Source organism: Pollutimonas bauzanensis (genome assembly GCF_040393045.1).
GTDB classification, from domain to species: Bacteria; Pseudomonadota; Gammaproteobacteria; order Burkholderiales; family Burkholderiaceae_B; genus Pollutimonas; species Pollutimonas bauzanensis_A.
Genome location: NZ_JBEBUX010000052.1, coordinates 1 through 12,318 on the forward strand (window position 1 = coordinate 1; position 12,318 = coordinate 12,318).

General features: G+C 57.3%; 11 protein-coding genes. 10 read left to right on the forward strand and 1 reads right to left on the reverse strand.

Going from position 1 to position 12,318, the window contains the following annotated elements; translation table 11 throughout:
• Positions 1 to 877 (forward strand): alpha/beta fold hydrolase (locus tag ABWO67_RS10045; protein WP_353151161.1); only part of this gene is annotated, 877 nt, incomplete at its 5' end.
• 55 nt (positions 878 to 932) lie between these two features.
• Here ABWO67_RS10045 and ABWO67_RS10050 read toward each other — a convergent pair.
• Positions 933 to 1,919: a Bug family tripartite tricarboxylate transporter substrate binding protein gene (locus tag ABWO67_RS10050; RefSeq protein ID WP_502929995.1), complete on the reverse strand. Its 987-nt coding sequence runs from the start codon at positions 1,917 to 1,919 to the stop codon at positions 933 to 935.
• A 172-nt stretch (positions 1,920 to 2,091) separates the two neighbouring features.
• On the opposite strand from ABWO67_RS10050, the gene ABWO67_RS10055 reads away from it, so the two are divergent.
• The 9 genes from ABWO67_RS10055 (at position 2,092) to ABWO67_RS10095 (ending at position 12,259) form a co-directional block, all read left to right on the forward strand.
• The gene (locus ABWO67_RS10055; RefSeq protein WP_353151164.1) at positions 2,092 to 3,267 is read left to right on the forward strand and encodes an acetyl-CoA acetyltransferase; all 1,176 of its coding nucleotides are present in this window, start codon (positions 2,092 to 2,094) and stop codon (positions 3,265 to 3,267) included.
• 8 nt (positions 3,268 to 3,275) lie between these two features.
• The gene (locus tag ABWO67_RS10060; RefSeq protein ID WP_353151167.1) at positions 3,276 to 4,823 is read left to right on the forward strand and encodes a class I adenylate-forming enzyme family protein; all 1,548 of its coding nucleotides are present in this window, start codon (positions 3,276 to 3,278) and stop codon (positions 4,821 to 4,823) included.
• A 30-nt stretch (positions 4,824 to 4,853) separates the two neighbouring features.
• A complete protein-coding gene (locus ABWO67_RS10065) occupies positions 4,854 to 5,753 on the forward strand; it encodes an HpcH/HpaI aldolase/citrate lyase family protein (RefSeq protein ID WP_353151170.1) in 900 nt (299 codons plus the stop codon).
• An 8-nt stretch (positions 5,754 to 5,761) separates the two neighbouring features.
• Positions 5,762 to 6,913, forward strand: a complete 1,152-nt coding sequence (locus ABWO67_RS10070) for a CaiB/BaiF CoA transferase family protein (protein ID WP_353151173.1) — start codon at positions 5,762 to 5,764, stop codon at positions 6,911 to 6,913.
• Between the two features lie 147 nt (positions 6,914 to 7,060).
• Positions 7,061 to 8,278, forward strand: a complete 1,218-nt coding sequence (locus tag ABWO67_RS10075; protein ID WP_353151176.1) for a CaiB/BaiF CoA transferase family protein — start codon at positions 7,061 to 7,063, stop codon at positions 8,276 to 8,278.
• The gene (locus tag ABWO67_RS10080) at positions 8,275 to 9,540 is read left to right on the forward strand and encodes an acetyl-CoA hydrolase/transferase family protein (RefSeq protein WP_353151178.1); all 1,266 of its coding nucleotides are present in this window, start codon (positions 8,275 to 8,277) and stop codon (positions 9,538 to 9,540) included. Before ABWO67_RS10075 ends, ABWO67_RS10080 begins: the two co-directional genes overlap by 4 nt.
• Positions 9,541 to 9,596: 56 nt before the next feature.
• Positions 9,597 to 10,331, forward strand: coding sequence for an IclR family transcriptional regulator (locus ABWO67_RS10085; protein ID WP_353151181.1), 735 nt, complete (start codon positions 9,597 to 9,599; stop codon positions 10,329 to 10,331).
• Positions 10,332 to 10,418: 87 nt separating this feature from the next.
• Positions 10,419 to 10,970, forward strand: coding sequence for a TRAP transporter small permease (locus ABWO67_RS10090; RefSeq protein ID WP_353151183.1), 552 nt, complete (start codon positions 10,419 to 10,421; stop codon positions 10,968 to 10,970).
• Positions 10,970 to 12,259, forward strand: coding sequence for a TRAP transporter large permease (locus ABWO67_RS10095; protein WP_353151186.1), 1,290 nt, complete (start codon positions 10,970 to 10,972; stop codon positions 12,257 to 12,259). The genes ABWO67_RS10090 and ABWO67_RS10095 overlap by 1 nt, the downstream gene beginning before the upstream one ends.
• Positions 12,260 to 12,318: the final 59 nt, after the last annotated feature.

A 12,318-nucleotide genomic window follows, 5' to 3' on the forward strand; every position in this document is an offset into this window, starting at 1 on the left:
GAAGAGTATCAGGCCGCAAAACGGCAATTGCTGGGTAGTGGGCAAGCTTGATATGTCGGTGGATTCTTCTAGCCTTGACGCGGGCGTGCACTCTGGTTTTTCCAGCAACGGCGCCACGCGGATCGAATATTTTTCGCAAGGCAGCGGTCCGGCCATCTTCTTGCTGCCTTCTTTGGGGCGTAGCGCCGGCGACTTTGCCGAGCTAAGCGAACTGCTCAGCGCAAAAGGATTTCGTGTTTTTCGGCCGCAGCCACGCGGCATAGGCGCAAGCGTGGGGCCGATGGAAGGGGTAACGATTCAAGACCTCGCAGCCGACGTGGCGTCCGTCATCGAGGCGGAACAGCTGTCTCCGGTTATTGTGGCAGGCCACGCATTTGGCAATTTCGTGACGCGCATGCTGGCGACGTTAAGGCCTGAATTGGTCCGAGGTATTGCGTTGATTGCTGGCTCGGTAGGCAAGATACCGGGTAAAGCGTCGCCTTTTGATCCGGAAATATGGGAATCCATACGGAAAAGCGGTGATCTGGATTGCTCCGACGAAGAGCGTCTGGTTCACTTGCAGCGCGCCTTTTTCGCACCGGGCAATGATCCGTCAGTTTGGCTGACGGGCTGGCATACCAAAGCAAAGGCCATGCAGATCGCGGCGCAAACACTGACGCCGGCCGACTTGTATTTTGCCGGCGGCACCGCTCCCATACTTGATATTCAGGCAGAAGACGATACCGTTGCACCGCGCAAATACGCTCACATACTCAGGGCAGAACTCGGTGACAGGGTGACAGCTGTGGTTGTGCCCAATGCGGGCCACGCCTTGTTGCCAGAGCAACCGGTGGCGGTGTGTTCAGCCTTGGCAGCCTGGTCAGCGCAATTGGGTTGAACAGGGCGGCGCCTGGTTCTTGATGGCCAGGCGCCTTGGTGGATTACTCGAGCGACTATTGCGGCTCTATACCCGCTTCTTTAATCAGCTTGCCCCAGGCCACAAGTTCACCGCCTACGAACTCTTCAAATTCAGCAGGCGTCGAACTGAAGGCATCGAAGCCCAGTTTAGCCAGGCGATCGCGCACTTCTGGTTTTTTGACAATCTCATTGATGGCGGTATTCAGACGCTCGACCACTTCCGGCGACATACCGGCGGGGCCGAAGTAACCGTTCCAGGACACCAGGTTGAAGTCCTTCACTCCTGACTCTTGCATCGATGGCAGTTCGGGCGCAATGGCGCTGCGATCCGCCGTTGAAACCGCCAGCGCCCGTACTTGACCTGACTCGATGAACGGCAAGCTGGAGGTCAGGTCGTTAAATAACAGGTCGACACGCCCGCCGATCAAGTCCGTCAATGCTTGTGGGGAACCGCGGTAGGGCACGTGCAAAATATCGATATCAGCGCGGTTACCCAGCGTTGCGCCAGCCAATATGCCTGTGCTGTTTCCGCTGGCGTAGGTGAGGCTGCCTGGTTTTTCCTTGGCAAGCGCAACAAGCTCCTGCACGGTTTTGGCTGCAACGCCTGGATTTACAAGCAGGACAAAGGGAAGATTGCCGCCACGCGCAATAGGGGTGAAATCCTTGATGGGGTCATAGCCAACGTTTTTCATTAGCCAAGGCGCGGCCGAGTGCGAGGTATTGCTGGTAACGAACAAGGTGTAGCCATCGGGCTTTGCCCTGGCGACGTACTTGGCGGCAATGGTCGCATTGCCGCCAGGCTTGTTTTCCACAATTACCGGTTGGCCCAGCATATCGCTGAGTTCGGTCGCAAAGATTCGGCCCACCGCATCGGTGGTGGTTCCGGCCGGAAACGCGACGACCAGGCTGATTGGCTTTTCGGGGTACTTGCTATTGGCTTGTACTGCTGAAATCGGCGCGGCCAATAGGCCGCCCATGATCGCCAGCGTGGGTAGCAGGCGGGGAAGGTGGGAAAAGCGCATGAGTTCTATCTCCGTTGATTTTATAAGGCTGTTTTTTCACTGGTGAAAGTATGTGTGATGCAGGAATGGCTCACAATCTGCATTTGTGAAAGAAGCTGTTAGCCTGTGTTTAACGGAGGCATTATTGGCGTACATTATTGACTCCCATAAGAAAATAAACTGGAGACGTTGTATGCAAGGAACAGTTTCTATTGTCGGCAGCGGCCATACCAAATTTGGCCGTCTGGACACCCAAACTCTTGAAGACCTGATCGTCGCGGCAGCCCGCGAGGCAATCACTGAAGCGCAGATTGATCCGGGCGATATTGATGCCGTGTTTCTGGGGCACTTCAATGCCGGCCTCGTGCCAGATGCGTTTGCGTCGTCCCTGGTTGCCCAGGTTTCCCCCAGCTTGCGTTTCAAGCCTGCAGTTCGCTGCGAAAACGCGTGTGCATCGGGGTCTGCCGCTATTTACGCCGGCATTGCCGCCATTCAGGCGGGGCAGGCCGAAGTGGTCTTGGTCGTCGGTGCCGAAAAAATGACGTCTAATTCCACAAAGGATGTGACACGCGCCCTGGCGGGCGCCGGGTATCAAAACGATCCTGAAGAATCCAGGCTTAGTTTCCCGCAGGTCTTTGCGGTCGCGGCGCAAGCGTATACGCAGCGATACCAGGATCCGATGGCCGCCATGGCCAGGATAGCGGTCAAGAATCATGACAATGCCCTGAGGAATCCACTGGCGCATATGCATCGCCGTATGGACTTCGACGCATGCAACGAGGTTTCTGAAAAAAATCCCCTTATCGCGCCGCCGTTGCGCTTGTCCGACTGTTCGCTGATTACCGACGGAGCCGCGGCTATCGTTCTGGTCAGCGCCGAGCGGGCCAAAGCCTTTCCACGGGAAGTCGTATTTCGCGCCACGTCGCACGTTAGCGATTTTCTGCCCATGTCGGGGCGTGATTTCCTGGCGTTCGAAGGCCCCGAGCGCGCTATGGCGCAGGCCTTTTCCCGCGCCGGTATCAAGGTTGGCGATCTTGATTTCGCAGAGGTGCACGATTGCTTCACCATTGCGGAGCTGCTTGTATACGAAGCCATGGGGCTGGCGCCGAAAGGGGCGGGTCATCAGGCCCTGGATGACGGTACGGTGCTACGCGATGGTGCGCTGCCGGTCAATGTATCGGGTGGGCTGAAAGCCAAAGGGCATCCTGTGGGGGCGACGGGCGTTTCCATGCACGCCATTTCGTTCCGGCAACTCACGGCAAGCGCGGGCGATATGCAGCTTAACGGCCCGCAACTGGGCCTGGTATTCAACATGGGCGGCACTGGCGTGGCCAATTACGCCTCCATCCTCGAAGCCCGCAAGGCATAAGGCAAGCCATGAATATCGCAAACTGGTTGCATTCCAGGGCGCTGCTGTGCCCGGACTCACCCGCACTTTATCGCGGTGAAACGCTATATGCCGATTACCGGAAGTTCGCTCGCGAGGCCTGCACTATCGCGCAGCGCCTGCGGCAGGACTACGCGCTGCAGCCCGGCGACCGTGTCGCGCTGTACATGAAGAACCGGGTCGAATATTTAAGTCTGCTCTACGCCATATGGTGGATGGGCGCCGTCGCCGTGCCCATCAATTACAAGCTGCACGCGAAAGAGGCAGCGTGGATCCTCGATAACGCGCAAGCGTCGCTGCTGTTTTCCGATGACGGCATGTTGCATGCCGCTGCCGATTTGCCTGCCGCGTGCCGCGAGGTAGGCGTGGATGCCGGCATATTCAACACAGCGGCAACGGGTGACATCGAGCTCGACGCGCCTTTGTCCCTGGCTTCAGATGCCTTGGCGTGGCTGTTTTACACGTCGGGCACCACGGGCCGGCCGAAGGGCGTCATGCTGACGCATGAAAACCTGGTTGCCATGTCGCTTTGCTATGCCATCGATGTCGATGATGTCTCAGCGGATGACGCGATGCTATATGCGGCGCCGATGTCGCATGGCGCGGGCTTGTATAACTTTGTTCATGTGCGCGTCGGCGCAAAGCACGTGGTTCCGCAGTCCGGCGGTTTTGATAGCGATGAAATCCTGGGGCTGGGCAAACGCCTGGGCAATGTGTCCTTTTTCGCGGCTCCGACTATGGTTAAACGCCTGGTGCAGGCCGCCAAACGGGCGAACGCCAGTGGCGAAGGGATAAAGACCATTGTTTGCGGTGGCGGGCCGATGTACGCCGCTGACATGGTCGATGCGCTCGATACGCTGGGCCCCCGGTTTGCCCAGATCTATGGTCAGGGTGAAAGCCCCATGACCATTACCGCGATGCGGCGCGACCTGATCGCCGAGCGCAGCCACCCGAAGTGGCAAGCGCGCCTGGCATCGGTGGGAACGGCGCATTCTTGTGTCGAAGTACGTGTGGTGGCTGAAGACATGGCTGATGTGCCCGCTGGCGAATGCGGGGAAGTCATTGTGCGCGGAAGCACCGTGATGCGGGGTTATTGGCGCAACGACGATGCGACGGCGCAGTCGCTGGTTGATGGCTGGCTCAAGACCGGGGATATCGGCTACTTGAGCGCCGATGGCTTTCTGACGCTGACCGACAGATCCAAGGACGTGATCATTTCTGGCGGCAGCAACATATATCCGCGTGAAGTCGAGGAAGTGCTTGCGCGCCACCCCGATGTTTTCGAGGCCGCCGTCGTGGGCGCGCCCCATGCCGATTGGGGCGAGGAAGTGGTGGCGTTCATCGTTGCGCAGCCAGGCTGCAGCATCGATCAGGCTGCGTTGGATGAGTGGTGCAAATCGGAAATTGCCTCGTTCAAGAAACCTAAGCGGTACGAGTTTTGTACCGAGCTGCCCAAGAACAGTTATGGAAAGGTGCTGAAGACCGAGCTGCGCCAAAAGCTCTTGCCCATTACGGCACACCTTGATATTCTTTGCTGAATGGTGAAAAAAAATACACACATAGGAAATATGGTGCGCTCATTTCTCTTCGTTCCGGCCGATAGCCCCCGCAAACTCGAAAAGTCGTTAGGCACTGGTGCCGACGCACTTATTTTTGACCTGGAAGACGCGGTCTCGTTGTCCAGAAAAGACGATGGCCGCAGTATTCTGGCCGATTTCCTGGCGCAGGTTCGCAAGTCGGGGGACGCCACGCCTGAACTGTTCGTGCGGGTCAATGCGCTGGACACGGGCATGACGCTGGCGGATCTGGCGGCGGTCATGCCTTATCGGCCAGCAGGGGTAGCTTTGCCCAAGTGCCGCGGCGCGCGCGATCTGGCACTGCTTTCGTCATATCTGGATGTCTTCGAGCATTTGCATCCGGCACCCGCCGGGACACCGCCGACGTCCATCGTCGCAATCGTGACTGAAACGGCCGACTCGCTGATGGGGCTGAATGAATACCGGGGTGCAAGTTCGCGCCTGGTGGGCATGATGTGGGGGGCCGAGGACTTGGCGGGCGACATTGGTGCGTTGACCAACAAGGAAGAAAGCAATTCCGAGGCGTGGACACCGCCTTTTGCCCTCGTTCGATCCTTGTGCCTGTTCGCCGCAAGTGCTGCAGGCGTGCCGGCCATCGATACGGTGCCCACTGAAATCAATAATCCGGATGCCTTGATGCGGGAAACGCGCCTGGCCTATCGCGACGGTTTTTCGGCAAAAGCGGCAATTCATCCCGGGCAAATACCGGTCATCAACCAGGGCATGACGCCTGATGCCCAGGCGCAGGAATGGGCGCAGCGTGTGGTTGCCGCGTTCGAGCAGAACACCCAGGTCGGCGTGGCGACGCTGGACGGAAAAATGCTGGATATGCCGCATCTGCGACTAGCCAGGAAAATCCTGGGTGCAATTGCCCAGTCCAAACGCGCCTGAGTCCGCACATGCCCGGGCCTTTGTCAGGAGTGAAAATCATCGACTTGACGTCGGTGGGCATGGGGCCTTATGCCACCCAGATACTGGGCGACATGGGGGCGGATGTTATCAAGGTCGAAACAGCCCAGGGCGATATGTTTCGTCATGCGGCCCCTAGTGTGCATCCTGGCATGAGCGCGGCCTACCTGCAGTTGAACCGCAACAAGCGCAGCATTGTTTTAGACTTGAAACTGCCGGCCGACCTGGCTGTATTGAAGACATTGCTGCGCGACGCCGACATCCTGGTTTCAAATATACGTGCGCAGTCAATGCGCCGCCTGGGACTGTCGTACGAGGATTTACAGCGCGACAACCCGCGCCTCATCTACTGCGGCGTCTACGGCTTCTCTGAGGCCGGCCCTTATGCGGGCAAGCCGGCCTTCGACGACATTATCCAGGCGATGAGCGGTGTGGCAGGCATACAGGGGCGGGGCGCAGGACGGGAGCCCGCGTATGTCAACGCTGTGATCGCCGACAAGACCACAGGGCTGACAGCGGTCTATGCCATGACGATGGCCTTGTATGAACGCGAAAAGTCCGGCATGGGGCAGGCTATCGAGGTTCCCATGTTTGAAACCATGGTGTCGTTCAACCTGATCGAACATATGGCAGGGGCGACTTTTTCCGGTTCAGGCATTCCCATGGGGTATGAGCGCGTGCTGTCCGAGTCGCGCAAACCCTATCGCACCCTGGATGGCTACATTGGCTTGCTGCCCTATACCACCGGGCAGTGGCGGCGCTTTTTTGAACTATCCGGCCACCCCGAGCACGCAGAACAAGAGCGCTTCATGGATCCAGCGCAGCGCGCTCATCATATCGGTGAAATGTATGAGTTATTGGCCGCTATCGTCGCACAGCGCAGCACTCAGGAATGGATGCAACTGCTGGCCTCGGCCGATATTCCAATGGCGCCGGTAGCCAGCCTGGAAGACCTGCTGGAAGACCCGCATCTGCAAGCTACCGGCTTCTTTGAAACACACGAGCATCCTACGGAAGGCCCAGTCACCATGCCGGGTATCCCGGTGCGCTTCTCGCGCACACCGGGCAGCATTCGACGGCTTCCACCTAACCTGGATCAGGACGGCGCTGCCATACGCCAAGAGGCCGAGGAAAAGAAATAAGCCTTGCCCTGCTTGAATTCGCTTGTTATTCTTTACACAGCTGAAAAAAATAATACACAGATGTGAAATAGAAAAGATTCATGCACAGACAACATGTCGCTGCTCCGCCTACGGTTTGGGCCGCGCATGAAAAGGAGAGCAGGAAGAATGAGCGGTCCATTGGCGGGTGTTCGGGTCATCGACATGACTACCGTACTGATGGGGCCTTATGCCTCGCAGATGCTGGGCGATATGGGGGCCGATGTCATCAAGGTGGAGTCGCCGCAGGGTGATCTGGTGCGCAACCTGGGTCCTATGCAGCACGAACACATGGGCGCGCTATTTCTGCATATCAATCGCAGCAAGCGTGCCATCGTCCTGGATGTCAAAAAACCAGAAGGGCGCGCAGCGCTGCTACGCCTTATCGCTGACGCCGACGTTTTTCTGTACAACATCAGGCCGCAGGCGATGGAGCGCCTGGGCTTGGGTTATGAAGCGGTATCCGAAGCCAACCCGCGCATTCTGTATGTCGGCACCTTTGGATTCGGACAAGATGGGCCCTATGCGGCCAAGCCGGCTTTTGATGATTTGATCCAGGGCGCGATTGGCTTGCCTTCGTTGATCAAGCAGGCGGGTTCCGACGTGCCGCGCTATGTGCCGTCGAATATTGTCGATCGGACCGTGGGCCTGTATGCCGTTTCATCATTGTGTTCTGCCCTGTATCTGCGCGAAAAAACGGGCCGTGGCCAGCGTATCGACATTCCCATGTTTGAAACCATGGTCAGCCATCTGCTTAGCGATCACATTTGCGGCGCCACGTTCGATCCGCCTTTAGGGCCCACAGGCTATGCGCGGCTTCTGGCTTCGGAGCGCCGTCCTTACAAAACCAGTGACGGCTTCGTATGCGCCGTCATCTATAACGACAAGCAGTGGGCCGCGTTCTACAAAGCCATCGGCCGCGGCGGTGCAATCGAAACCGATCCGCGCTTTTCGAACCTGGACGCCCGTAATCGCCACATCGATGAACTGCAGCAGATGGTTGCCCGTATCTTTACCGAACGTACCACCCAGGAGTGGCTGCACTTGCTTGAACAGGCCGACATTCCATGCATGCCGCTACATACCCTGGATTCGATTTTTGACGACCCGCATCTGCAGGCGGTTGATTTGTTCCAGTGGGAAGATCACCCGACAGAAGGGCGCGTGCGCCGCGTAGGTGTGCCCACAACTTGGTCCGAATCCCAGCCCGAACCGGGCCGCTCTGCGCCTTTGCTTGGCGAACACAGTGAAGAAATCCTGCGTGAAGCGGGCTACAGCCAAGAAGAAATCATGGCTTTAATTGACCAAGGGGTGACGCGCGGCGCTGCCGTCATTTCCCAGCCATGATGACCAGGGCGGCTATCGATCTAAGCCAGTACATCAAGTCTGGCGACACGATATGGTGGAATCAAGGGACGGCCGAGCCGCTTACCTTGACGCAGGCGCTGGTGCAGCAACGTGCAGCGCTGGGCCATTGCACGGTATTCCTGGGCTTGACCAATTCATCGACGTTGCAGCCCGAGCATGTCGATCATCTTTCGTTCCTGAGCTACTGTGGCTTGGGGCAAAACCGGCGTTTGCTTCAGGCGGGCGCGCTGGATGTGATTCCTTGCCATTGTTCGCAAGTGCCAGCGCTGCTTGCAAGCGGAACCATTGCCTGCGATGTCGTGTTCCTGCACTTAAGCCCGCCGGGCCCTGACGGCAAGCCAAGCCTGGGTGTGGCCAACGATTACCTGATTGATGCCGCCCGCCGCGCCCGCGTGGTCATTGCTGAAATCAATGACCAGATGCCGTGGACCTATGGCTCCAGCGGTCTGGATGGTATTCGTATCGATGCGGTAGTGCATAGTTCGCGGCCCTTGCTCGATATGCCCGCCGGCAGGGTGGGCGACGTCGAGCGTCGTATCGCCGGGCATGCCGCCGCATTTATCGATGACGCTGCGGTCCTGGAAATGGGCATTGGTGCGATTCCCGATGCGATTCTTGCATCGCTGACCAGCCGGCGCAATTTGGGCATTCATTCGGGCATGGTCGGCGACAGTGTCGTTGACCTGATCGAATCAGGCGCAGTGACCAATGCGCACAAGTCGATAGATAGGGGGTTGACGACGGCGGGTGTGCTGCTGGGTACACAGCGAGTCTATCGCTTTGCTGAACGCAATGCGGCCCTGAACCTGCAACCGTTCAGCTACACGCATGCCTTATCTACGCTGGTCAGGCTGGATGGGTTCACTGCTATCAATTCCGCCATAGAAGTCGACCTGACCGGGCAAATCAATGCCGAGGTGCTTAATGGCGCCTATGTGGGTGCCTTGGGTGGACAGAGCGATTTCATTCGTGGCGCACTCGTGGCGAAGAACGGGCGATCGATCATTGCACTGCCTTCGACGGCACTCAACGACACGGTCAGCCGTATTGTCTTGAAGCTAAACGAAGGCACTACGACCACAGCGCGCAGCGACGCGGATGTGTTCGTGACGGAATGGGGCGCGGCGCAGTTGCGAGGCCAGCCATTGAAGGAAAGAGTACGGCGCATGATCGCAATTGCGCACCCCGATCATCGTGAGCAGCTCGAACGCGAGTCGTTTTCTTTTATCAATTTACATTGACAATATTTTCACTTAGTGCAAAATATATTCATGTATACGAAAAGATTTTGCAACCTATGAATGTTAAAACTGCCGCTCGCACCCTGGATTTGTTCGAGGCTTTCGCTACGACGAAGAAGCCGCTGAACCTGTCTGAACTGGCCAATGTGCTGAAAATACCCGTGTCCAGCTGCTTTGCGCTGGTTCGCACGCTGGAAAACCGTGGGTATGTCTATATGCTCGCATCGCGCAAGGGCATCTATCCAACCAAGCGCATTCTCGATGTGGCCAACCAGATTGCGTTAAACGATCCCGTGCTCGAACGCGTCGAGCCCGCGCTATCTGCCTTGCGCGACACCACGGGTGAAACCATCGTACTCAGCAAGCGCCAGGGCGATCACATTGTCTATCTTGATGTCTACGATTCATCAAGCAGCATTCGCTACAACACGCAGGTCGGTGAATTCAAGATGCTGCACACCAGCTCGGCGGGCAAGGCATTCCTGGGTGCGATGGAAAAAAGTGAATTGGACAAGACCTTGGCCGGCGTCAAGCTGACCCGGCTTACCCCGGCAACGCTGACAACACGCAAGGCTTTGCAAGCAGACCTGGACCTTTCGCGCGAACGCGGCTGGTACTGCAATATCAGCGAAAGCGTGGCCGACCTGATCGGCCTGGCCGTCACGGTGTCGCTAGGTGGCGAGCTTTACGGTATTTCCATTGCGGGCCCGGTGTACCGGATGAAGCCGGCGCTTCAGGCCCACGTGAAAGCCCTTTTGAAAGCACGCAACGCAATACAGGATATCGACTAAGAAATTGGGGGGATGGCATGTGGGCACTCGGCGAAAAGACTGGGGCCTGCATTGATATAAACGTACCAACAACGAGGAGGAGACCTTGTGAGCCTTTTGGAAAAAACCAACCGCGTTCTGACATTATGTGAGCGGTTCTTGATGGGCATTGCGGCATTGATGATGTTTATGATCATGATCCTGGTGGTCGTCGATGTCGTGCTTCGCTATTTTTTCAATTCGCCGCTGGCATGGTCTTACGAGCTGATCTCGTTGTACCTGATGGTTGGCCTGTTCTTTTTTGCACTGTCCGACGGGCTTAGCGCCAATGCCCATGTATCTGTCGACTTGTTGCAGTACAAGATGTCGGTGCGTACGCGCCATGCCGTGGAAATGATCGGCTATATCTGCGCCAGCCTGGTCTTTGCAGGTATTTTATATATGTCCATTCAGCGAACCTGGGTCAGCTATACCGGGCACGATGTCGTTGCCGGCAGCATCGCCTGGCCCACCTGGTTGTCCAATATCGCCGTGCCCATCGGTTCTGGCGTAATGCTGTTGCGCATGCTGTTTCGCGTTGTTGGCCACGGTATCTCGGTTGCTACGAATCAATCGGTAATCCCATTGCCGCCACTGTCTGGTTCAGGGGAGGGGCACTGATGCTGATTACTTCTGTATTGATTTTGATGGTTGTCTTGCTGGCAATCGGGACGCCAGTGGGGCTTGCAATGGCAGCCGCAGGTGCGGCAGGTCTGTATGGCATGGGCGGCATGCCCATGATGCTGGGGGTGCTGGAGACCAGTCCGTTTTCCGCAGCCAGTTCTTACGAACTGATTTCCATCCCCATGTTCTTGCTGATGGCCGAGTTCGTCATTTTAAGCGGGGTGGCAGACAATCTATTCAAGGCGGCCGCCACTTGCGTGGGTCGGGTGCCAGGCGGACTAGGCATGGCTACGGCACTTGCCGGAGCCGGGTTTGGCGCCATTTCCGGTTCCAGCACGGCATCGGCGGCGACGCTTTCGGCTACCACCATACCTGCCATGCTCAAGCAAGGTTATGAACCAAAACTTGCTTGCGGTGTGGTCGCTATTTCCGGCACGCTGGCCATGCTGATACCGCCCAGCATTGCACTGGTGCTGTATGGCATTATTGCCGACGTCAGCATAGGCCAGTTGCTTGTGGGCGGCGTCGTACCAGGCATCCTGGTCACGCTTACCATCATGGCTACGGTTTATGTGCTGGTGCTGCAAGATCCTTCGCGCGCACCGCGGGGACGCTCATACACGTTCATGGAAAAGATCAGGTCGCTGCGCGTGGTCGGGGCGATGCTGTTCTTGTTCATGGCAGTAACCGGGCTAATTTATACCGGCGTTGCTACGCCGACCGAAGCCTCGGGCATCGGCGCCTTCGGCGCTTTTCTGCTGGCATGCCATGCGGGAACCGTTACGCTCAAGACAGCGAACGCGGCACTGACTCGCGCGGCGCATACCAGTTGCATGATTGTGCTGATCATCCTTGGCGCGCATATCTTCGGCTACTTTTTTACGCTCACGCAAAGCACTCAGGATATTGTCCGCTGGGTAGGGGAAATGGATGTATCCCGCTGGGTCGTGATGGCCATGATTCTGTTTGGCTATATCCTGCTTGGCTGCGTGATGGATCAGGTCGCCATTCTGATTTTGACCGTGCCTGTGGTGTTGCCGCTGGTTCTGGCTTTGGGATTCGACCCGGTCTGGTTTGGCGTCATCGTTATCGTGACCGCTGAAGTGGGTATGGTCACGCCGCCGGTCGGGCTGAATGCGTTTGTGGTGGCGCGATATACGGGCAGGCCATTATCCGAGATTTTCATGGGTGTCATGCCTCATGTGATCGCACACATCGTCATCATTGCGCTGTTCGTCGCATTTCCAGAAATTATTTTATGGCTGCCGTCCACAATGAGGCAGTAGTTGCTTGCAGTCCCCACCATGCCGATGACAGAGCATGGGCTATATCCGATCCCTTGAGG

What these genes read in the sequence shown, in the direction of transcription:
- ABWO67_RS10075 (WP_353151176.1), top strand. Translation starts at nt 7,061, where the DNA reads ATGAGCGGTCCATTGGCGGGTGTTCGGGTCATCGACATGACTACCGTA.
- ABWO67_RS10060 (WP_353151167.1), top strand. Translation starts at nt 3,276, where the DNA reads ATGAATATCGCAAACTGGTTGCATTCCAGGGCGCTGCTGTGCCCGGAC.
- ABWO67_RS10050 (WP_502929995.1), bottom strand. Translation starts at nt 1,919, where the DNA reads ATGCGCTTTTCCCACCTTCCCCGCCTGCTACCCACGCTGGCGATCATG.
- ABWO67_RS10080 (WP_353151178.1), top strand. Translation starts at nt 8,275, where the DNA reads ATGATGACCAGGGCGGCTATCGATCTAAGCCAGTACATCAAGTCTGGC.
- ABWO67_RS10085 (WP_353151181.1), top strand. Translation starts at nt 9,597, where the DNA reads ATGAATGTTAAAACTGCCGCTCGCACCCTGGATTTGTTCGAGGCTTTC.
- ABWO67_RS10070 (WP_353151173.1), top strand. Translation starts at nt 5,762, where the DNA reads ATGCCCGGGCCTTTGTCAGGAGTGAAAATCATCGACTTGACGTCGGTG.
- ABWO67_RS10065 (WP_353151170.1), top strand. Translation starts at nt 4,854, where the DNA reads ATGGTGCGCTCATTTCTCTTCGTTCCGGCCGATAGCCCCCGCAAACTC.
- ABWO67_RS10095 (WP_353151186.1), top strand. Translation starts at nt 10,970, where the DNA reads ATGCTGATTACTTCTGTATTGATTTTGATGGTTGTCTTGCTGGCAATC.
- ABWO67_RS10055 (WP_353151164.1), top strand. Translation starts at nt 2,092, where the DNA reads ATGCAAGGAACAGTTTCTATTGTCGGCAGCGGCCATACCAAATTTGGC.